Origin of the sequence: Streptomyces sp. NBC_01233, assembly GCF_035989305.1 — a bacterium.
Taxonomy (GTDB): domain Bacteria; phylum Actinomycetota; class Actinomycetes; order Streptomycetales; family Streptomycetaceae; genus Streptomyces.
The window spans coordinates 6621316-6642471 of sequence record NZ_CP108514.1; the positions used below are offsets into that span (position 1 = coordinate 6621316).

At 71.8% G+C, this 21156-nt stretch carries 15 protein-coding genes; 11 read left to right on the forward strand and 4 right to left on the reverse strand.

The window, feature by feature from the left end; translation table 11 throughout:
- Positions 1 to 38: 38 nt before the first annotated feature.
- On the forward strand, positions 39 to 1469 hold the full coding sequence (locus OG332_RS31665; RefSeq protein WP_327416651.1) for a sugar porter family MFS transporter: 1431 nt from the start codon (positions 39 to 41) through the stop codon (positions 1467 to 1469).
- A gap of 40 nt (positions 1470 to 1509) precedes the next feature.
- Here the strand turns inward: OG332_RS31665 and OG332_RS31670 are convergent, their stop codons facing one another.
- Together OG332_RS31670 and OG332_RS31675 are read right to left on the reverse strand one after the other, a co-directional pair.
- Positions 1510 to 2496, reverse strand: a complete 987-nt coding sequence (locus OG332_RS31670) for an LLM class flavin-dependent oxidoreductase (RefSeq protein ID WP_327416652.1) — start codon at positions 2494 to 2496, stop codon at positions 1510 to 1512.
- A 63-nt stretch (positions 2497 to 2559) separates the two neighbouring features.
- Positions 2560 to 4020, reverse strand: coding sequence for a cytosine permease (locus tag OG332_RS31675; protein ID WP_327416653.1), 1461 nt, complete (start codon positions 4018 to 4020; stop codon positions 2560 to 2562).
- A gap of 143 nt (positions 4021 to 4163) precedes the next feature.
- On the opposite strand from OG332_RS31675, the gene ftsY reads away from it, so the two are divergent.
- Positions 4164 to 5381, forward strand: coding sequence for a signal recognition particle-docking protein FtsY (ftsY, locus tag OG332_RS31680; RefSeq protein WP_327416654.1), 1218 nt, complete (start codon positions 4164 to 4166; stop codon positions 5379 to 5381).
- 283 nt (positions 5382 to 5664) lie between these two features.
- Complete coding sequence (locus tag OG332_RS31685; RefSeq protein WP_327419355.1) at positions 5665 to 6858, forward strand: IS30 family transposase; 1194 nt, start codon at positions 5665 to 5667, stop codon at positions 6856 to 6858.
- A gap of 73 nt (positions 6859 to 6931) precedes the next feature.
- On the opposite strand, the gene OG332_RS31690 is transcribed toward OG332_RS31685, so the two are convergent.
- Positions 6932 to 7600, reverse strand: coding sequence for a bifunctional DNA primase/polymerase (locus OG332_RS31690; RefSeq protein WP_327416655.1), 669 nt, complete (start codon positions 7598 to 7600; stop codon positions 6932 to 6934).
- 422 nt (positions 7601 to 8022) lie between these two features.
- On the opposite strand from OG332_RS31690, the gene nsdA reads away from it, so the two are divergent.
- The 6 genes from nsdA (at position 8023) to ftsH (ending at position 17877) form a co-directional block, all read left to right on the forward strand.
- A complete protein-coding gene (nsdA, locus tag OG332_RS31695) occupies positions 8023 to 9540 on the forward strand; it encodes a transcriptional repressor NsdA (RefSeq protein ID WP_327416656.1) in 1518 nt (505 codons plus the stop codon).
- A gap of 292 nt (positions 9541 to 9832) precedes the next feature.
- The gene (locus OG332_RS31700; RefSeq protein WP_327416657.1) at positions 9833 to 11176 is read left to right on the forward strand and encodes an ammonium transporter; all 1344 of its coding nucleotides are present in this window, start codon (positions 9833 to 9835) and stop codon (positions 11174 to 11176) included.
- On the forward strand, positions 11173 to 11511 hold the full coding sequence (locus OG332_RS31705) for a P-II family nitrogen regulator (RefSeq protein WP_030708521.1): 339 nt from the start codon (positions 11173 to 11175) through the stop codon (positions 11509 to 11511). The genes OG332_RS31700 and OG332_RS31705 overlap by 4 nt, the downstream gene beginning before the upstream one ends.
- A gap of 17 nt (positions 11512 to 11528) precedes the next feature.
- Complete coding sequence (locus tag OG332_RS31710; RefSeq protein ID WP_327416658.1) at positions 11529 to 13958, forward strand: [protein-PII] uridylyltransferase; 2430 nt, start codon at positions 11529 to 11531, stop codon at positions 13956 to 13958.
- 278 nt (positions 13959 to 14236) lie between these two features.
- Positions 14237 to 15811: a signal recognition particle protein gene (ffh, locus tag OG332_RS31715; RefSeq protein WP_327416659.1), complete on the forward strand. Its 1575-nt coding sequence runs from the start codon at positions 14237 to 14239 to the stop codon at positions 15809 to 15811.
- A gap of 128 nt (positions 15812 to 15939) precedes the next feature.
- Complete coding sequence (ftsH, locus tag OG332_RS31720) at positions 15940 to 17877, forward strand: ATP-dependent zinc metalloprotease FtsH (protein ID WP_327416660.1); 1938 nt, start codon at positions 15940 to 15942, stop codon at positions 17875 to 17877.
- A 33-nt stretch (positions 17878 to 17910) separates the two neighbouring features.
- On the opposite strand, the gene OG332_RS31725 is transcribed toward ftsH, so the two are convergent.
- On the reverse strand, positions 17911 to 18588 hold the full coding sequence (locus OG332_RS31725; protein WP_327416661.1) for a methyltransferase type 11: 678 nt from the start codon (positions 18586 to 18588) through the stop codon (positions 17911 to 17913).
- A 131-nt stretch (positions 18589 to 18719) separates the two neighbouring features.
- On the opposite strand from OG332_RS31725, the gene proS reads away from it, so the two are divergent.
- Together proS and OG332_RS31735 are read left to right on the forward strand one after the other, a co-directional pair.
- Positions 18720 to 20132 carry a proline--tRNA ligase gene (gene proS / locus OG332_RS31730; RefSeq protein WP_327416662.1) on the forward strand — a complete coding sequence of 471 codons (1413 nt, stop codon included), beginning with the start codon at positions 18720 to 18722 and terminating at the stop codon, positions 20130 to 20132.
- Between the two features lie 209 nt (positions 20133 to 20341).
- A complete protein-coding gene (locus OG332_RS31735) occupies positions 20342 to 20938 on the forward strand; it encodes a hypothetical protein (RefSeq protein WP_327416663.1) in 597 nt (198 codons plus the stop codon).
- The last annotated feature ends 218 nt before the right edge of the window (positions 20939 to 21156 follow it).

Sequence of the window (21156 nt, forward strand, 5' to 3'; positions counted from 1 at the left end):
ACACCGCCCGCCGTCGGCGCCGGGCCCAGGAGCACACCTTGACCAGCACAGCGAACGCACCCGCGTCCGGCAGTGGCCGGGAGGCACGCCCCGATCACCTCGGGCACGTCATCTTCATCGCCGCGGCCGCGGCGATGGGCGGTTTCCTCTTCGGCTACGACAGCTCCGTCATCAACGGCGCCGTCGTCGCCATCCGCGAACGGTTCGACGTCGGGTCCGCCGCGCTCGCCCAGGTGATCGCCGCCGCACTGATCGGCTGCGCGTTCGGCGCCGCCACCGCCGGCCGCATCGCTGACAGGATCGGCCGAATCCGCTGCATGCAGATCGCCGCCGTCCTCTTCACCGCGAGCGCCATCGGCTCGGCCCTTCCGTTCGCCCTGTGGGACCTGGCCATGTGGCGCGTCATCGGCGGCTTCGGCATCGGCATGGCCTCCGTCATCGGCCCCGCCTACATCGCCGAGGTGTCCCCGGCCGCCTACCGCGGCCGTCTCGCCTCCTTCCAGCAGGCCGCCATCGTCATCGGCATCGCCGTCTCCCAGCTCGTCAACTGGGGCATCCTCAACCTCGCCGACGGCGACCAGCGCGGCGAGATCGCCGGCCTGGAGGCCTGGCAGTGGATGCTCGGCATCATGGTCATCCCGGCCGTGATCTACGGACTGATGTCCTTCGTCATCCCGGAGTCCCCCCGCTACCTGATCTCCGTCGGCCGCACCGAGCAGGCCAAGCAGGTGCTGCGCGAGGTCGAGGGCTCGAAGATCGACATCGACGCGCGCGCCGCCGAGATCGACCTGGCCATGCGCTCCGAGCACAAGTCCGCCTTCAAGGACCTGCTCGGCGGCCGCTTCGGCTTCCTGCCCATCGTCTGGATCGGCATCGGCCTCTCCCTCTTCCAGCAGCTCGTCGGCATCAACGTGATCTTCTACTACAGCTCCTCGCTGTGGCAGTCCGTCGGCATCGACCCGACCAGCTCGTTCTTCTACTCCTTCACCACGTCGATCATCAACATCATCGGCACGGTGATCGCGATGGTCTTCGTCGACCGGCTGGGCCGCAAGCCGCTGGCCCTCATCGGCTCGGCCGGCATGGCCGTCTCGCTCGGCCTCTGCGCGTGGGCGTTCTCGTACAAGGAGGGCAGCGGCGACAACATCACCATCCCCGACACCCAGGGCACGATCGCGCTCGTCGCCGCCCACTCCTTCGTGCTCTTCTTCGCCCTCTCCTGGGGCGTGGTCGTCTGGGTGCTGCTCGGCGAGATGTTCCCGAACCGCATCCGGGCCGCGGCGCTCGGTGTCGCCGCCGCGGCCCAGTGGATCGCCAACTGGGTCATCACCGTCACGTTCCCGACGCTCTCGGACTGGAACCTCGCCGGCGCGTACGTGATCTACACGTTCTTCGCCCTGCTCTCGATCCCGTTCATCCTCAAGTGGGTGCCGGAGACCAAGGGCAAGGCGCTGGAGGAGATGGGGTGACCATCCCCGCCACCACCCCTCTCCTCGATACTGCCCCGGCTCAGTCCTTGAGCCGGGGCAGTACCTGTTCGCACAGCAGGTGCAGGCTGCGCCAGCCCTCGTCCAGCGGCATCCCGCCGCACAGCGGGTGCAGGACCAGGTTCCCCGCCTCGCCCGCGCCCCGGGCGTACGCGACCGCCTCGTCCGGGGTGAGGATCCGGTACACGCCCTCCGCGCGCAGCTCCGCCACCGAGCGCGCCGCCGACCGTACGGCGCTGCGGATGTCCTTGGACTGCCAGGACGCGTACATCCCGGCCTCGTGCAGGAAGCGCTCGCCGTGCTCCGCCCAGACCCGGTCCGGATCCTCCGCGATGTGCAGCAGCGGGGTCTCGGCCGCCGGCATCATGCAGAAGCCCTCGGTGGCGTACTCCGCGAGCTTCGCGTTGTAGTACGCCTCCAGCTCCGGCAGGTGCGCGCTCGGGAAGAACGGCAGCCCCAGCCGGGCCGCGCGGCGGGCCGCCGCCTCGGAGCTGCCGCCGACCAGCAGCAGCGGGTGCGGCCGCGTGAACGGCGTCGGGGTGACCCGTACCGTGCGGCCGCGGAACTCGAAGGGCTCGCCGGTCCACGCCTTCAGCAGGGTCTCGAGCAGCTCGTCCTGGAGCCTTCCGCGCCGGCCCCAGTCCACACCGTGCTGCTCGTACTCCTCGGGCCGGTAGCCGATGCCCGCGACCGTCACCAGGCGGCCGCCGCTCAGCAGGTCCAGGACGGCGATGTCCTCGGCCACCTTCAGCGGGTCGTACAGCGGACCGATGATCGCCGAGACGGTGACGGCGATCCGGCGGGTGGCGCCGAAGACCGCGCCCGCGAAGGCGAAGGGGGAGGGCAGCCAGTTGTTGTCGGTGCCGTGGTGCTCCTCGGTCTGGATGGTGTCGATCCCGCGGTCGTCCGCGTACCGGGCCATCTCCAGGGCCGCCTTGTAGCGGGCGGAGAGGGACTCGGGGGTGCCGTTGGGGTCGACGAGGTTGAACCGGGCCACGGTGATGGGCATGGAGGAGTCCCCCTTCGCCGGATGTGGGTGGGCGGGCGAAGGGGGACGTTAGCTGACGCAGCGTCAGTTGGACAGGGATCCGGCGAGCGCGGGCTCCTCCGCCGCGGCCGGGACCGGCTCCGCGGGGGCCGTGCGCGGCAGGACGGCGTACAGCACGCCCGAGGTCACGATGCCGGCCGCCCAGCCGAGGCCGTTGCGCCCGATCCAGGTGGTGGCGAGCGGCCCGCTGAACCAGTCCACCGAGGTGAACAGCAGCCCGACCACCAGGGCGAGGGCCCACGCGGTCATGGCCTGCCAGGCGAAACCGCCCCTGTACCAGTAGGCGCTGGTCCGCGTGGTGTCCAGCAGCGCGGCCCCGTCGTAGGTCCGGCGGCGCAGCATGTCCACGCCGAAGACGCCGATCCACGCCGAGAACGCCACGGCCAGCAGCGTCAGGAAGGAGATGAAGGAGCCGAAGAAGCTCGTCGCGACCACCATCAGCAGGAAGCCGAAGACCAGGCTGATGGCCGCGTTGACGCTGACCGCCCACGCGCGCGGGACCTTGATGCCGAGGGTCTGCGCGGTGAAGCCGGCCGAGTACATGGACATCGAGTTGATCAGCAGCATCCCGACGAGCGCGACGAGCAGGTACGGGACCGCGATCCAGGTCGGGAGCAGCTCGCCGATGAAGGACACCGGGTCCTGCGCGGTGGCCAGGTCCGGGGTGCCGACGGCCATGACCGCGCCCATCAGGACCATCGGGAGCGCGACGACGCCGGCGCCGCCGATCGTCGCGCCCACCAGCCCCTTGGAGGAGGCCGTGCGCGGCAGGTAGCGGGTGAAGTCGGGGCCCGAGGGCACCCAGCTGATGCCGCCGGCCGCGATGGTGCCGATGCCCGCGATCATCATCGCGGTGGAGCCGGCCGGCTTGCCGAGGACGGCGGACCAGTCGGTCGTGAAGAGCAGGTACCCGAGGACGAGCACGCTGAAGGCGCCGAAGAGGTACGTCGACCACGTGGAGCAGACGCGCAGCGCCTTGATGCCGAGGCCCGAGACCACGAAGGTGCAGCCCACGAAGAACAGCAGGGTGACCACGATGAGCGGGGTGTTGCTCTTGATCCCGAAGAGCAGGTCGAGCACGGTCAGCACGGCGTAGGCGCCGCTCACCGCGTTGATCGTCTCCCAGCCCCACCGGGCCACCCAGATCAGCGAGCCCGGGAAGAGGTTGCCGCGCTGGCCGAACACGGCTCGTGAGAGGGCCATGCCGGGAGCGCCGCCGCGCTTGCCGGCGATCGATATCAGGCCGACGATCCCGTACGAGACGACCGGCGCGGCCACCGCGACGACCAGCACCTGCCAGATGTTGAGCTTGTTGAAGATCACCAGACCCGCGCCCATGGTCAGCAGCAGCACGCTGATGTTGGCGGCGACCCAGGTGGGCACGAGGTCGCGGACCCGGCCGCCGCGCTCGCCGTCCGGGACGGGCTCCAGTCCGCGGGTCTCGATCGCGGTTTCGGTTCCGCCGTCGGCGGGCTCGGCAGGCATGCGGCTGCTCCGTGGGGGAGGGGCGGGGGGAAGTCGTCCATCATCGTAGATTTGCCGCTAAAACAACAAACAGAGGCTTACGTCCCGGTGTGAACGCCCGGGGTCCGAGCTCCGGGCCGCCCGTGGCCGATACTGGTGAGGTTATGGACATCCTCATCCTTGCTGTAGTCATCGCCCTGGTCGCGGTCGGCGCGATCAGCGGGCTCGTGGTCAGCAGCCGCAAGAAGAAGCAGCTGCCGCCCCCGGCACCGCCCAGCACGCCGACCATCACTGCCCCGCCTGCCGAACCGCAGGTGGGGGAGGACGCCGTAGAGACGGCGGAAGAGCCGCGCCGCACGATCGAGGAGGTCGGGCTCCCGGAGGCGGAGGCCGAGGCTCCGGTCGAGGCGCCGGCCGCCGAGCCCGAGGCTCCGGCCGCGCCCGCGATCGAGGTGCCCGAGCCCACCGCCGGCCGCCTGGTCCGGCTGCGCGCCCGCCTCGCGCGGTCGCAGAACTCCCTCGGCAAGGGGCTGCTCACGCTGCTCTCGCGGGAGCACCTCGACGAGGACACCTGGGAGGAGATCGAGGAGACCCTCCTCATCGCCGACGTCGGCGTCGTGCCCACCCAGGAGCTCGTCGACCGGCTCCGCGACCGGGTCAAGGTGCTCGGCACCCGCACCCCGGCGGACCTGCGCGCCCTGCTCAAGGAGGAGCTGCTGACCCTGGTCGGCACCGACTTCGACCGCGTCGTGAAGACGGAGAGCGGCGAGGACACGCCCGGCGTGATCATGGTCGTCGGTGTCAACGGCACCGGCAAGACCACCACCACCGGCAAGCTGGCCCGCGTGCTCGTCGCCGACGGCCGCAGCGTGGTGCTCGGCGCGGCCGACACCTTCCGTGCCGCCGCCGCCGACCAGCTCCAGACCTGGGGCGACCGGGTCGGTGCCCGTACCGTACGCGGCCCCGAGGGCGGAGACCCGGCCTCGATCGCCTACGACGCGGTCAAGGAGGGCATCGCCGAGGGCGCCGACGTGGTGCTCATCGACACCGCCGGCCGCCTGCACACCAAGACCGGCCTCATGGACGAGCTCGGCAAGGTCAAGCGCGTCGTCGAGAAGCACGGTCCGCTGGACGAGATCCTGCTGGTCCTCGACGCCACCACCGGGCAGAACGGCCTGACCCAGGCCCGCGTCTTTGCCGAGGTCGTGGACATCACCGGCATCGTGCTGACCAAGCTCGACGGCACGGCCAAGGGCGGCATCGTCGTCGCCGTCCAGCGCGAGCTGGGCGTCCCGGTCAAGCTCGTCGGGCTCGGCGAGGGTCCGGACGACCTGGCCCCCTTCGAGCCGGAGGCGTTCGTCGACGCCCTCATCGGCGACTGACCGCGGTCTCCGCGCACAACGGGTGCCCCCGAGTTCCGACGGCGGGTTCTAATGATCCACGCAACACCCTGGAGTTCAGGGAGTTGCGGGGATCGTGGATTTCGAGGTGCTGAAGGCGAGGTTCTTCGAGGCGCTGGACAGGGAGAACGGCAGCATCACTGCTGCGGCTCGTGCAGTCGGAGTGAACCGCAACACGGCGTTCGGGTGGGCACGCCGGGCCGGAGTCCGTGGTCGCGGCAAGCCTCGCAGGCCCGGCCACCCCGGTCGGGCGGAGTACGAGCGGCTGCGTGCTGCGGGAGTCCGGCGCCGTGATGCCGCCGCGCAGGCCGGCGTCCATGAGCGCACCGCTGAGGACTGGGACCGCGGTATCCGGCAGATCGGCCACTCGCGCCTGCATCCTGACGGGCGCCGCATCGACTACAAGACTGGTGTGACCACCATCGCCGCCACCTCTTCAAGGTCGTCCCTCGCAACGGTCGAGGCCGAACTGCACCCCAGGTTTCTCACGGTGACCGAGCGAGAGCTGATCGCTGATCTGCACCGTGAAGGCCGGTCGCTGCGCGCGATCGGACGGGCACTGGGCCGACCGGCGTCCACGATCAAGCGCGAGATCGACGCCCGGTCGGTCGATGGCGTCTACCGGCCGCACCGGGCCCAGCGGGCATGGGCGAGGAGCCGGTCGCGCCCCAAGGACTCCAAGCTCGCCCAGGACGGCCCGCTCCGCCGGTTCGTCGCGGAAAAGCTGCAGGAACAGTGGTCACCCGAGCAGATCTGCCACGCTCTGGTCATCGAGTTCCCCGACGACGAGAGCATGCGCGTGAGCCCGGAAACGATCTACCAGGCGGTCTACGTCCAGGCCCGTGGCGGACTGCGCCGCGAAGTCGCGGCCGCGCTGCGCACCGGGCGCACTCGCCGCAAGCCGCACCGCAGCCCGGACCAGCGCACGCGCCGGTTCGTCGACGAGATGGTGATGATCTCCGAGCGTCCTGCCGAGGTCGAGGACCGGGCAGTGCCCGGTCACTGGGAGGGCGATCTGATCGTCGGCCCCCGCAGCGAGAGCGCGATCGTCACCCTGGTCGAGCGCTCCACCCGCTACGTCATGCTGGGGCATCTGCCCGGCGGGCATACGGCCGAGGAGGTCCGCGACGTGCTGGTGCCCTTGATCCAGACCCTGCCCGGGCACCTGCGCGGCTCGCTGACCTGGGACCAGGGCTGCGAGATGGCCGCGCACAAGCAGTTCACCGTGGCCACAGGCGTGCCGGTCTACTTCTGCGACCCGCACTCACCCTGGCAGCGCGGATCGAACGAGAACACCAACGGCCTGCTACGGCAGTACTTCCCCAAGAGCACCGACCTGTCCGTGCACAGCCCCGAAGACCTCGAACACGTCGCCCAGCAACTCAACGGCCGGCCCCGCAAAACGCTCGGCTGGAAAACCCCAGCCGAGCGCCTGCGTGATCTACTGACGAGCACGTAGACCGTCAGGTGTTGCGAGGACCCCAAGAATCCGCCGACCGGAACGCGGGGGCACCGTCGCGTGCCGGGCGCGCCTACCGGCGCGAGCGGTGGCAGATGTAGGCGAGCGTGCCCAGCAGCAGCCGGGCCTGCGGCGGACCCCCGGCCGAGTCCAGCGCGGGCGGCCGCAGCCAGCCGGCCTGGCCGAGGCCGGCCCGGTCCGAGGGCGGCGCCGTTACGTAGGCCCCGTGGCCCAGGGCCAGCAGGTCGAGGTCGGCGTCGTCCCAGCCCATCCGGTACAGCAGCTGCGGCAGCTCGGCCGCCGCGCCCGGGGCCACGAAGAACTGCGCCCGGCCGTCCGCGGTCACGATGACCGGGCCGAGGGGCAGCCCCATCCGCTCCAGCCGCACCAGCGCCCGGCGCCCGGCCTCCTCGGAGACCTCGATGACGTCGAAGGCGCGGCCCACGGGGAGGAGTACCGCGGCGCCCGGGTAATCGCCCCAGGCCTCTGTGACCTCGTCCAGGGTGGCCCCGGCCTTGACGGTGGGTGCGAAGGGGAGCGGATGCGCCCCGGGGGAGACGCACTCCGCGTCCCCGCAGGAACAGTCGCGGGCGGGCGCCGCGGCGCGGGCGCCGGGGACCGCGTCCCAGCCCCACAGCCCGGTGTACTCCGCCACCGCCGTGCACTCCGAGGTCCGGCCGCGGCGCCGGGTGCCGGAACGGAACTCCTTGGTGCCGCGGCTGCCGCCGATCGTGAAGCCCATGCCCATGCCCCCTCCAACGGGTCGGACGCGCCGGTGGTTACGACGCCGGTGGTGACGGCGTCGGCGGACCCTGCGGACCGCGGTCCGCCGCGGGGTGCCCTCCGTGGTTGCCCGGCGCACTCCTCGCCGCGCGCGCCCCGAGCGCACTCCAGTCCAACCGATCCGTTTCACCTCGGTGTCAAGTGAATCGCGCCTGGCAGGTGGCGAGTTCATTCGAAGGGGTGGCGAATGGTGGCGTTTCCGGAATCGACCTCGCGGCAGGGGTGATCGTAGGATTACTTTCGGTACGCGAACCCCCAAGGCACACCCGTCCGTGGGTATGCCGGAGGCAATGTGTGAAGGACCTGTGAAGGTCCGTGGCGGCGCGCTGCGCCCCGGCCAGGGTTTCGTGTGGAAGAGGCTGAGCGGATGGGGGCGTTCCAGTGAGCGGCAATGGCGCAAGCGGAACGATCGAGGACGCTGCTGCGCGCAACGACCAGCTGACCTCGTGGTTCGTCCGCAGCGGCTGGTCCAAGGGCGAACTCGCCCGGCAGGTCAACCGCCGGGCCCGTCAGATGGGCGCCCACCACATCAGCACGGACACCTCCCGGGTGCGCCGCTGGCTGGACGGCGAACAGCCCCGCGAGCCCGTCCCGCGCATCCTGTCCGAGCTGTTCTCCGAGCGCTTCGGCTCCGTCGTCGCCATCGAGCAGCTCGGCCTGCGCACCGCCCACCAGACGCCTTCCGTCTCCGGGGTCGACCTGCCCTGGGCAGGCCCGCAGACCGTCGAGCTGCTCGGCGAGTTCTCCCGCAGCGACCTGATGCTGGCCCGCCGCGGCTTCCTCGGGACCTCGCTCGCCCTCTCCGCCGGCCCCGCCCTCATCGAGCCCATGCAGCGCTGGCTCGTACCGGTCCCGGCCGCCGACCCGGGACTGCGCCAGGCGGCCCTCCCCCCGGCGGAGCGAGGGGGAGGGCCGACGGGGGCCCTCGGCGGCCACCGCCCGCCCCGGCTCTCCGAACCGGAACTCGACCTCCTCGACGCCACCACCGTGATGTTCCGCCAGTGGGACGCCCAGTGCGGGGGCGGCCTGCGCCGCAAGGCCGTCGTGGGCCAGCTCCACGAGGTCACCGACCTGCTCCAGGAGAACCACCCCGCCCCGGTCATGAAGCGGCTCTTCAAGGTCGCCGCCGAGCTGGCCGAGCTGGCCGGCTGGATGAGCTACGACATCGGCCTGCACCCCACCGCGCAGAAGTACTTCGTCCTCGCCCTGCACGCCGCGAAGGAGGCCGGCGACAAGCCGCTCGGCTCGTACATCCTCTCCGGCATGAGCCGCCAGATGATCCACCTGGGCCGCCCCGAGGACGCCCTCGAACTCGTCCACCTCGCGCAGTACGGCAGCCGCGACTGCGCCGGCCCGCGCACCCAGGCCATGCTGTATGCGATGGAGGCCCGCGCGTACGCCAACATGGGACAGCCCAGCCGCTGCAAGCGGGCCGTGCGGATGGCCGAGGACACCTTCTCCGACGTCGCCTTCGGCGGCGAGCCCGAGCCCGACTGGATCCGCTTCTTCTCCGAGGCCGAGCTGAACGGCGAGAACTCCCACTCGTACCGGGACCTCGCCTACGTGGCCGGGCGCAGCCCCATGTACGCCTCCCTGGCGGAACCCGTCATGGAGCGGGCCGTCGAGCTCTTCGAGAAGGACGAGGAGCACCAGCGCTCCTACGCCCTCAACCTCATCGGCCTGGCCACCGTTCACCTGCTCCAGCGTGAGCCGGAGCAGGCCGCGGTGCTCGTCGACCGGGCCCTCGACGTGGCGGGAAAGGTGCGGTCCGAACGGGTGAACACCCGCCTGCGTAAGACCGTCGACAGCGCCGCCCGTGAGTACGGCGACGTAGCCGAAGTGGTCCGGCTCACCGACCACCTCGCCTCCCGGCTCCCCGAAGCCGCGGCGGCCGTCTGACGGCCCCGGCGGCCGCCCCTCAGGCCCCGGCCGCGGCAGTCACCCCGTGAAGCCCGATCAGGCTCCCCCAGCCAGGACGTCCGGGTCACCGCCGCGGCCGGTTGCACCACCCGCCCAGTTCATTGACGCGTAACACTCCCGACCTCTTCGTCATCGGCTCGAAACACCCAGCGGCGCCGCCGGAAACCGGCCTGCGCGAATCTCATGGCCAATAACCGGCCAGTTCCCAATGCCGCCGCTCAGGTTTTCACGATCGCCCGCACGCGAACGTACCGACGACGAGGAGACGCCGATGGCATCAGCCATCACGACCCTCGCGGCAGACGCCCCGACGCTGTCTGCCGCGAACACCGGGTTCATGCTCATCTGCTCCGCCCTGGTCATGCTGATGACCCCGGGACTCGCCTTCTTCTACGGAGGCATGGTCCGAGTCAAGAGCAGCCTCAACATGCTGATGATGAGCTTCATCAGCCTGGGGATCGTCACGATCCTCTGGGTCCTCTACGGCTTCAGCCTCGCCTTCGGCACCGACTCCGGCTCCCTCATCGGCTGGAACTCCGACTACGTGGGCCTCAGCGGCATCGGGATCACCGAGCTGTGGGACGGCTACACCATCCCGGTCTACGTCTTCGCCGTCTTCCAGCTGATGTTCGCCGTCATCACCCCGGCCCTGATCAGCGGCGCCCTCGCCGACCGCGTGAAGTTCAGCGCCTGGGCCCTGTTCACCGTCCTGTGGGTCACCGTCGTCTACTTCCCCGTCGCCCACTGGGTCTGGGGAGCCGGCGGCTGGCTCTTCGAGCTCGGCGTCATCGACTTCGCGGGCGGCACCGCCGTCCACATCAACGCCGGCGCCGCCGCCCTCGGCGTGATCCTGGTCATCGGCAAGCGCGTCGGCTTCAAGAAGGACCCGATGCGCCCGCACAGCCTGCCCCTCGTGATGCTCGGCGCCGGTCTGCTCTGGTTCGGCTGGTTCGGCTTCAACGCGGGCTCCTGGCTCGGCAACGACGACGGCGTCGGCGCGGTCATGTTCGTCAACACCCAGGTCGCCACCGCCGCCGCCATGCTCGCCTGGCTCGGCTACGAGAAGCTGCGCCACGGCTCCTTCACCACCCTCGGCGCCGCCTCCGGCGCGGTCGCCGGCCTCGTCGCCATCACCCCCTCCGGCGGTGCGGTCAGCCCGCTCGGCGCCATCGCGGTCGGCGCCATCGCCGGCGTGCTCTGCGCCATGGCGGTCGGCCTCAAGTACAAGTTCGGCTACGACGACTCCCTCGACGTGGTCGGAGTCCACCTCGTCGGCGGTGTCGTCGGCTCCCTCCTCGTCGGCCTCTTCGCCACCGGCGGGGTGCAGTCCGACGTGGCCGGCCTCTTCTACGGCGGCGGCCTCGAACAGCTCGGCAAGCAGGCCATCGGAGTCTTCTCCGTCCTCGCCTACTCTCTGGTGGCGTCCGCGTTGCTCGCCTTCCTCCTCGACAAGACGATCGGGATGCGGGTCAGCGAGGACGTCGAGGTCGCCGGCATCGACCAGGTCGAACACGCCGAGACCGCCTACGACTTCAGCGGAGCCGGTGGCGGCGCGGCCTCGCGCAGCACCGCCGCACCCACCCCCTCCGCCGCGAGCAAGAAGGTTGACGCATGAAGCTGATCACCGCGATCGTCAAGCCGCACAAGCTGGACGAGATCAAGGAAGCCCTCCAGACCTTCGGAGTGCAGGGGCTCACGGTCACCGAGGCCAGCGGCTACGGCCGCCAGCGCGGTCACACCGAGGTATACCGCGGTGCCGAGTACCAGGTGGACCTCGTCCCCAAGATCCGCATCGAGGTGCTGGTCGACGACTCCGACGCCGAGGAACTGATCCGCGTCATCGTGAGCGCGGCGGCCACCGGCAAGATCGGTGACGGCAAGGTGTGGAGCGTCCCCGTGGACTCGGTCGTACGGGTCCGCACCGGCGAGCGCGGCGCTGACGCGCTCTAGGTGACGGGAGCTTCTGGGTGACGAGCGTCGAAGAGACCACGGACAACACGGCCGACTCGGGACCCAGCGGATACGCCGCGGCCCGGCTGCGACTCCTCCAGGAGGAGTCGCGGTCCGGGCCTTCGCGGCGTTCCGCCCTGTCCGGGCTGACCGACGACTGGCTGAACGCCCTGTTCACGACCGCCGTACGGGAGACCGGCGTCCGCGGCGCCACCCTGGTGGCCGTCGGCGGCTACGGGCGGGGCGAGCTCTCCCCGCGCAGCGACCTCGACCTGGTGCTGCTGCACGACGGCAAGGCGGAGCCGCAGGCGCTGAGCGCGCTGGCCGACCGCGTCTGGTACCCGGTGTGGGACCTCGGCCTCGCCCTCGACCACTCGGTACGGACCCCCGGCGAGGCCCGCAAGACCGCCGCCGAGGACCTCAAGGTGCAGCTCGGCCTGCTCGACGCCCGGACCGTCGCCGGTGACGCCGGACTCCTCGCCGGCCTGCGGACCTCCGTCCTGGCGGACTGGCGCAACCAGGCCGCCAAGCGGCTCCCGCAACTGCACTCCCTGTGCCGCGAGCGGGCCGAGCGCGCCGGAGAGCTCCGCTTCCTGCTCGAACCCGACCTCAAGGAGGCCCGCGGCGGGCTCCGCGACATCACCGCGCTGCGGGCGGTCGCGGCGTCCTGGCTGGCCGACGCCCCGCGCGACGGCCTCGCCGAGGCGCGGCGACGGCTCCTCGACGCGCGCGACGCCCTGCACCTGGTGACCGGCCGGGCCACCGACCGGCTCTCGCTCCAGGAACAGGACCAGGTCGCGGCGCAGCTCGGGCTGCTCGACGCGGACGCCCTGCTCCGGGAGGTGTACGAGGCCGCGCGCGTCGTCGCGTACGCCGGTGACGTGACCTGGCGGGAGGTCGGGCGGGTGCTGCGGGCCCGCGCCGCCCGGCCCAGGCTGCGCGGGCTGCTCGGCCCCCGCGGCGCCGCGGCCGCCGCGCGGGCTCCACTGGCCGAGGGCGTGGTGGAGTCCGACGGCGAGGCCGTACTGGCCCTGGCCGCGCGCCCCGACCGCGATCCCGTCCTGCCCCTGCGGTTCGCCGCGGCTGCCGCGCAGGCGGGTCTTCCCGTATCGCTGCACGCCGTACGCAGGCTGGCCGCGCAGGGCAAACAGCTCCCGGTGCCCTGGCCGGCCGAGGCGCGCGAGCAGCTGGTGACACTGCTCGGGGCGGGGGAGCCCACGGTGGCCGTGTGGGAGGCCCTGGAGGCGGAAGGCCTGATCACGCGGCTGCTCCCCGACTGGGAGCGGGTGCGGTGCCGCCCGCAGCGCAACCCCGTCCACACCTGGACGGTGGACCGCCACCTCATCGAGACGGCGGTCCGCGCCGCGGCCCTCACCCGCCGGGTCGGCCGCCCCGACCTGCTGCTGATGGCGGCCCTCCTGCACGACATCGGCAAGGGCTGGCCGGGCGACCACTCGGTGGCCGGCGAGACGATCGCCCGCGACGTCGCCGCCCGCGTCGGCTTCGACGCGCAGGACGCCGCCGTGCTGGGGGCGCTCGTACGGCACCACCTGCTGCTGATCGACACCGCGACCCGGCGCGACCTCGACGACCCGGCCACGGTCCGCTCGGTCGCCGACGCCGTGGGGTCGGTGGGCACGCTGGAGATACTGCACGCCCTGACGGAGGCGGACGCCCTGGCCACCGGGCCCGCCGCGTGGAGCGCATGGCGGGGATCGCTGGTGGCGGACCTCGTCGCGCGGGTCGCCGCCGTGCTGCGCGGCACGGCCCCGGCGGTGCGGGAGGCGGAGATCCCGACCACGGAACAGGAACGCCTGGCGGTGGAGGCCCTGCGCACCGGGGAGCCGGTGCTCGCGCTCCACGTCCGCCAGGAGGAGGAGGACGCGGTCGGCGGGGAACTCGTCGTGGCCGTTCCCGACCAGCCGGGGGTCCTCCCGGCGGTGGCCGGGGTGCTGGCCCTGCACCGGCTCACCGTACGGGCGGCGGACCTGCGCTCCATGGAACTGCCGGACCAGCTGGGCGAGGTCCTGGTGCTGCGGTGGCGGGTGGCGGCGGAGTACGGGGCGCTGCCCCAGGCCGCACGGCTGCGCAGCGACCTGGTCCGGGCCCTGGACGGCTCGCTGGACGTCCCGGCGAAGCTGGCGGACCGCGAGGCGGCGTATCCGCGCCGGCGCGGGGTGACCCCGCCGCCGCCCCGGGTCACGGTCGTCCCGGACGTCTCCTCACTGGCCACGGTCCTGGAGGTGCGGGCGCCCGATGCCGTCGGCCTGCTGCACCGGATCGGGCGGGCTCTGGAGTCGGCGGGCGTCAGGGTGCGGAGCGCGCACGTCTCGACGCTGGGCGCCAACGCCGTGGACACGCTGTACGTCACGTCCCCGGACGGCAAGCCACTGGAACCCGCGGAGGCGGCCACCCTGGCCGGGTCGGTGCAGGTGGCGCTGTCCTAGCCCGCGGCGCGGCGCCGTTGCGCCGGAGGGGCCGGATCTTCCGGCCCCTCCGGCGTTCGGGGAGCGGGGTGCGGGGCGGAGCCCGGTCTTCGAGCCGGGCGGAGCCCGCTCTTCGAGCCGCGCCGGGCAGGCGGGCACCAGCCGAATCCGGCCCCGTCGGCCGTTGAGGCACAGCGGCGGGCCGAGACCGGGGAAGGACCGCCGGGTCCATCACGTGGTACGGCCGGATACCCTGGGGGACGACCACAACGCCCCCGACCCGAGGAATCGCGACCACCGTGTTCGATACGCTCTCCGACCGCTTGGCGAATACCTTCAAGGGCCTGCGCGGCAAAGGCCGGCTGTCCGAGGCTGACATCGACTCCGCGGCCCGGGAAATCCGTATCGCCCTCCTCGAGGCCGACGTCGCCCTCCCGGTCGTCCGCTCCTTCATCGCGAACGTCAAGGAGAGGGCCCGCGGCGAGGAGGTCAGCAAGGCGCTGAACCCCGGCCAGCAGGTCCTGAAGATCGTCAACGACGAGCTCGTCACGATCCTCGGCGGCGAGACCCGGCGGCTGCGCTTCGCCAAGACCGCCCCCACCGTGATCATGCTGGCCGGTCTCCAGGGTGCCGGTAAGACCACCCTCGCCGGAAAGCTCGGCCTCTGGCTCAAGGGGCAGGGCCACACCCCGCTCCTCGTCGCCTGCGACCTCCAGCGCCCCAACGCCGTCAACCAGCTCTCCGTCGTCGCCGACCGCGCGGGCGTGGCCTTCTACGGCCCCCAGCCGGGCAACGGCGTCGGTGACCCGGTCCAGGTCGCCAAGGACTCCATCGAGTACGCGCGGACCAAGCAGCACGACATCGTCATCGTCGACACCGCCGGCCGCCTCGGCATCGACCAGGAGCTGATGCAGCAGGCCGCGGACATCCGCGACGCCGTCAGCCCCGACGAGATCCTCTTCGTCGTCGACGCCATGATCGGCCAGGACGCGGTCAACACCGCCGAGGCCTTCCGCGACGGCGTCGGCTTCGACGGCGTCGTGCTCTCGAAGCTCGACGGCGACGCCCGCGGTGGTGCCGCGCTCTCTATCGCGCACGTCACCGGCAAGCAGATCATGTTCGCCTCGAACGGCGAGAAGCTCGACGAGTTCGACGCCTTCCACCCCGACCGCATGGCGGGCCGGATCCTCGACATGGGTGACATGCTCACCCTCATCGAGCAGGCCGAGAAGACCTTCTCGCAGGCCGAGGCCGAGAAGATGGCGGCCAAGCTCGCCAAGGGTCCCAAGGAGTTCACGCTCGACGACTTCCTGGCCCAGATGGAGCAGGTCCGCAAGATGGGCTCCATCTCGAAGCTGCTCGGCATGCTGCCCGGCATGGGTCAGATCAAGGACCAGATCAACAACATCGACGAGCGCGACGTGGACCGCACGGCCGCGATCATCAAGTCGATGACCCCGGCCGAGCGCCAGGACCCGACGATCATCAACGGCTCGCGCCGTGCCCGTATCGCCAAGGGTTCCGGCACCGAGGTCAGCGCCGTCAAGTCGCTCGTCGAGCGGTTCTTCGACGCCCGCAAGATGATGTCGCGCATGGCCCAGGGCGGCGGCATGCCGGGCATGCCCGGCATCCCCGGGATGGGCGGCGGCCCCGGCCGGCAGAAGAAGCAGGTCAAGCAGGCCAAGGGCAAGCGCAAGAGCGGCAACCCGATGAAGCGCAAGGAAGAGGAGGCCGCGGCAGCGGCCCGCCGCGAGCAGGGTCCGCAGGCGATCGAGCCCGCGGCCGGCGGCAGCCCCTTCGGCCTTCCCGCCGGCGGTGGCCAGCCGGGCCAGGACTTCGACCTTCCGGACGAGTTCAAGAAGTTCATGAAGTAGTACCCGCGCAGGCAGGCAGCGGAGGGCCCCGGTCGTGATCTCACGGCCGGGGCCCTCCGTCTTCTGCGGGGCAACGGGTCGATTTGTCGCTTATGGTCGGCCGGGAGGATGGCAGAAGGAGGCGCCCCGTGCCCAGCCCCACCCCCGTACCTCCCCGCGACCGGGCCGACACGCCCTGGCGCTCGGAGGGCGCCCCGCCCACGCCTCCGCCGAAGAGGAGGATGCCGGGCGGCTGGAGGGGACTGATCCTCGCCGCCCTGATCGTCTACCTGGTGACCAACCTGGTGCTGTCCTACTTCAACGAGGGGGACGAGCCGACCATCTCGTACACGGAGTTCAGCAAGCAGGTGGCCGGCGGCAACGTCTCGAAGATCTACTCCAAGGGCGACGCGATCCAGGGCGAGCTGAAGGCCGAGCAGCCGCTGCCCGACGGGGACGAGGGGGACTACACCAAATTCGTCACCCAGCGCCCGGCCTTCGCCGACGACGATCTGTGGGCCGACCTCACCAAGCAGAACGTGACCGTGACGGCCTCCCCGGTCGTCGTGCAGCGCAGCTTCCTCGCCAATCTGCTGCTCTCCCTCGCCCCGATGCTCCTGCTGGTCCTGCTGTGGGTGGTCATCGCCCGCCGGATGGGCGGGCGGATGGGCGGCATGGGCGCCCTCGGCCACAAGGCCCCGCCCAAGCCGGTGGAGCTGGAGACGGGCGACAAACGCACCACCTTCGAGGACGTGGCCGGCATCGACGAGGTCGCGGGCGAGCTCAACGACGTCGTCGACTTTCTCAAGAACCCGCAGGCCTACCGGAAGCTGGGCGCCCGGATGCCCGGCGGGGTCCTCCTGTCCGGCCCGCCCGGCACCGGCAAGACCCTGCTCGCGCGGGCGGTCGCGGGCGAGGCCGGGGTGCCGTTCTTCTCCGCGTCCGCCTCCGAGTTCATCGAGATGATCGTCGGCGTCGGCGCCTCCCGGGTCCGCGAACTCTTCACCGAGGCGCGCAAGGTGGCTCCCGCGATCATCTTCATCGACGAGATCGACACCATCGGCCGGGTGCGCGGCGGCGGCGCGGCCATGGGCGGCCACGACGAACGCGAACAGACCCTGAACCAGATCCTCACCGAGATGGACGGCTTCTCCGGCTCGGAGGGGGTCGTCGTCCTCGCCGCCACCAACCGGGCCGACGTCCTGGACCCCGCCCTGACCCGCCCCGGCCGCTTCGACCGCACGGTGGCCGTCTCCCCGCCCGACCGGGCCGGCCGCGAGGCCATCCTGCGCATCCACACCCGGGACATCCCGCTCGGCCCGGGCGTCGACCTCGCGCAGGTGGCCCGTAGCACCCCCGGAATGACCGGCGCCGAACTGGCCAACCTCGCCAACGAGGCCGCGCTGCTGGCCGTCAAGCGCCGGCAGGACCAGGTCACCCAGTCCGATCTGTCCGACGCCCTCGAGAAGGTCCAGCTCGGCGCGGAGCGGTCCCTGGTGATGCCGCTGGAGGAGCGCCGCCGCACCGCGTACCACGAGAGCGGCCACGCACTCCTGGGCATGCTGCAGCCCGGCGCGGACCCGGTCCGCAAGATCACGATCGTGCCCCGGGGCCGCGCCCTCGGAGTCACCCTCTCGACGCCGGACGCCGACCGGTACGCCTACACCGAGCCGTACCTGCGCGGCCGCGTCATCGGGGCGCTCGGCGGCATGGCGGCCGAGCACGTCGTCTACGACGTCATCACCACGGGCGGGGAGAACGACCTCGAACAGGTCACCAACATCGTCCGGGGAATGGTCGCCCGCTGGGGCATGAGCGACCGCGTCGGCAAGCTCACCGCCATCCCGTCCGACGGAGGCGGCCCGTACGGCCTGTCCGCCGCCCCCGCCACCCTCGACGTGGTGGACCACGAGATGCGGCGGATCGTCGACGAGTGCTACACGGAGGCCTGTCGTCTCCTGCGCGAACACCGCCCGCAGCTCGACGCCCTGGCCGAGGCCCTGCTCGCCAACGAGACCCTGGACGAGGCGGCCGCCTACGCCGCCGCCGGGATCACCCGCCTGACGAAGGCACACGACACCGAATGACGGCGGCCGCACAATCGCACAGTCGTACGGTCGTTAGCCCACCCGGGCGATCACGTACCGGAAGATGTTCGGCAGCCACACGGCGCCGTCGGACCGCTCGAACGGGTGAAGCGCCTCGGCCAGCTCCTTCTCCGCCAGCGCGGGGTCGGCCGCGCTGTCGTAGAGCCCGGTCGACAGCAGCCCGCGCACCGCGCTGTCCACGTCCGCGTACCCGAACGGGCAGAACACCCGCCCCGATCCGTCCGGTCTGAGTCCGGCCCGCTCCACCAGCGCGTCCAGGTCCCTGGGCGAGGGCCCGCCGCCCAGGACCGCGGGCACCGTGCAGCGCTCCGCCGGGCCCCAGTCGGCCAGCACCACCGCCCCGCCGCGGCGCACGGCGGGCAGGGCCGCGGCCAGGGCCGCCGGGGACGGCGAGAAGGCCAGTAGCGCGTCGTACGGGCGGGGCGCCGACGGCGGGGCCGCCAGTACCTCCAGCAGCCGCTCACGGGCCAGTGCCCGCCGGGCCGGATCCGCCTCCACGCCCGTGGCCACGGCTCCCCGCCCGGCCGCGAGCAGCAGGGCCAGGCCGGCCCCGCAGTCGAGGCCCAGCAGCCGGTCGCCCGGCCCGACCTCCAGCCGGTCGTAGACCGCCTCGTACAGCGGTACCAGCATCCGTTCCTGGATCTCCGCCCAGTCCCGGGCGACGAGCGTCGCCGTCGGCGTAGGTGTCATCGAAAGAGCGCTCCTGATTCCGTGTCGCCCCCTTGCCCCCGTTGCCAGAGAACTCCCCATTCGCCCCCGCGTCCAGAGGAGCGAGGCACCCGATTCACGCATCGCGTGCCCGGCGCCGTACGATTCGCGGCATGGCAAAGGCACCCGTTCTCACCCCGCAGGCGGAGGATTTCCCCCGCTGGTACCAGGATCTGATCAACAAGGCCGAGCTGGCCGACAACGGTCCGGTCCGCGGCACCATGGTCATCCGACCGTACGGCTACGGCCTGTGGGAGCGGATGCAGCAGGAGATGGACGCGCGCATCAAGGACGCGGGCGCCCAGAACGCCTACTTCCCGCTCTTCATCCCGCAGTCGTACCTGACGAAGGAAGCCGAGCACGTCGAGGGCTTCGCCCCCGAGCTCGCGGTCGTCACCCACGGCGGCGGCAAGGAGCTGGAAGAGCCGGTCGTCGTCCGGCCCACGTCCGAGACGATCATCAACGACTACTTCTCCAAGTGGATCCAGAGCTACCGCGACCTGCCCCTGCTGATCAACCAGTGGGCCAACGTGGTCCGCTGGGAGATGCGCCCGCGCGTGTTCCTCCGTACGAGCGAGTTCCTCTGGCAGGAGGGCCACACCGCCCACGCCACCTACGAGGACGCCCGCGACTACGCCGCCCGCATCCACACGGACGTCTACGGCGACTTCATGACGAACGTGCTCGGCATCGACGTCGTGCTCGGCCGCAAGACCGCCAAGGAGCGCTTCGCCGGCGCCATCAACACCCTCACCCTCGAGGGCATGATGGGCGACGGCAAGGCCCTGCAGCTGGGCACGAGCCACGAGCTCGGCACCAACTTCGCCAAGGCCTTCAACACCCAGTACCTGTCGAAGGAAGGCAAGCAGGAGCTCGTCTGGCAGACCTCGTGGGGCGTCTCGACCCGCATGGTAGGCGGCCTGATCATGTCCCACGGCGACGACAACGGCCTGCGGGTCCCGCCGCGCCTGGCGCACGTCCAGGTCGTCGTCATGGCGATCAAGGGCGACGAGGCCGTCACCAAGGTCCGCGAGCTCGGTGCCCAGCTGAAGGCCGCCGGCCTCCGCGTCCAGGTCGACGACCGCGTGGACACCCCCTTCGGCCGCCGCGCCGTGGACTGGGAGCTCAAGGGCGTACCGGTGCGCATCGAGATCGGCCCCCGCGACCTGGAGGCCGGCACCGCGATGCTGGCCCGCCGCATCCCGGGCGGGAAGACCCCGGTGCAGATCGACGCGCTCGCCGACCTGCTGCCCAAGGTGCTCGACGAGGACCAGGCGCAGCTGCTGCGCGAGTCCCGCGAGCGCCGCGAGTCCCGCACCTCCGACGTCTCGACCATCGAGGAGGCCGCCGAGGCCGCCATCGTCGGCGGCTGGGCGCGGATCCCGTGGGCGGACCTCGGTCCGGAGGGCGAGGCCAAGCTGGCCGAGCAGGCCGTCTCCGTGCGCTGCCTGATCGCCGAGGACGGATCGGTCCCCGAGGCGGACGACGCTCCCGGTACCCTCGCGATCGTCGCGCGCTCGTACTGATCGGGCCCGAAGGCCCCTGTGCCCCGGCGTGCGGCTCGTGCCGCGCGCCGGGGCAGCTTCGTCATTGGTCCTCGTTAAGTACCGACTCCTCCTGAGATCGGCGCACCCGTCCTCGTCAGCACGCATGAGACTGAACTGACTGGTACGTGCAAAAAATTTGGAATGGCCCGGAATCGGAACACCCGGGCACCTCGGCTCGTTGTCACGACGTGAGCACGACACCACCTGTTCTCGCCGCAGAGCTGGCGCAGGCGTGGGCCGATATTCAGCGGCACCACCCCGAGCTGCCTGACCTTGCCGCGCCCGAGTCCCTGATCGGAGAGTCCTCGTCCGCCTGCGGCGCCGAGCTCTCCTTCGAGCGACTGCTGCACGAGGCAGTCCACGGCATCGCCGCCGCCCGCGGGGTCCGAGACACCTCGCGCGCCGGCCGCTACCACAACCGCAGATTCCTCGCGATCGCCGAGGAACTGGGGCTGGACCACTCCGAGGAGCCGCACGCCAGCAGCGGCTTCTCGCTCGTCACGCTCAATCCGGAGGCGAAGCGGCGCTACCGCCCCACCATCGAACGGCTGCAGCGCGCCCTGAAGGCGCACACCGCCGCCACGGCCGCCGACACCAAGCGCAGCTTCCGCGGACCGGCCGCCCGGCACGGGTCCTCCGGGGGCGGCGTGCGCGTCAAGGCGGTCTGCGACTGCGGGCGCAACGTGCGGGTGGTCCCCTCCGTGCTGGCCCAGGCGCCGATCGTGTGCGGCGGGTGCATGAAGCCCTTCCGCATCCCCGAAATCGCCATCGCGGCGGCCTCCTGACCGCCTCACCGTCGCCGCCGGGCCACCGCCCCCACGGCGAACCGGCCGCCGCGCCCTCGCCCCCACCGGGGCGACCGCCGCCGGAGCACACGCGGGCAGCCCGCACCGCCGCACCACCGGTGGGCCGTGCCCCGAGCCCCGCACCGCCGTCCTTGCGGTACCCCGTGCCCGCACGGAGGCGGGCACGGGCCGCCCACGGGAGGCGGACCCGCCCGCCC

Excerpts from the sequence above, each read along its gene's own strand:
- OG332_RS31670 (WP_327416652.1), bottom strand. The coding sequence starts at position 2,496 with ATGCCCATCACCGTGGCCCGGTTCAACCTCGTCGACCCCAACGGCACC.
- OG332_RS31675 (WP_327416653.1), bottom strand. The coding sequence starts at position 4,020 with ATGCCTGCCGAGCCCGCCGACGGCGGAACCGAAACCGCGATCGAGACC.
- ftsY (WP_327416654.1), top strand. The coding sequence starts at position 4,164 with ATGGACATCCTCATCCTTGCTGTAGTCATCGCCCTGGTCGCGGTCGGC.
- OG332_RS31690 (WP_327416655.1), bottom strand. The coding sequence starts at position 7,600 with ATGGGCTTCACGATCGGCGGCAGCCGCGGCACCAAGGAGTTCCGTTCC.
- OG332_RS31700 (WP_327416657.1), top strand. The coding sequence starts at position 9,833 with ATGGCATCAGCCATCACGACCCTCGCGGCAGACGCCCCGACGCTGTCT.
- OG332_RS31705 (WP_030708521.1), top strand. The coding sequence starts at position 11,173 with ATGAAGCTGATCACCGCGATCGTCAAGCCGCACAAGCTGGACGAGATC.
- OG332_RS31725 (WP_327416661.1), bottom strand. The coding sequence starts at position 18,588 with ATGACACCTACGCCGACGGCGACGCTCGTCGCCCGGGACTGGGCGGAG.
- proS (WP_327416662.1), top strand. The coding sequence starts at position 18,720 with ATGGCAAAGGCACCCGTTCTCACCCCGCAGGCGGAGGATTTCCCCCGC.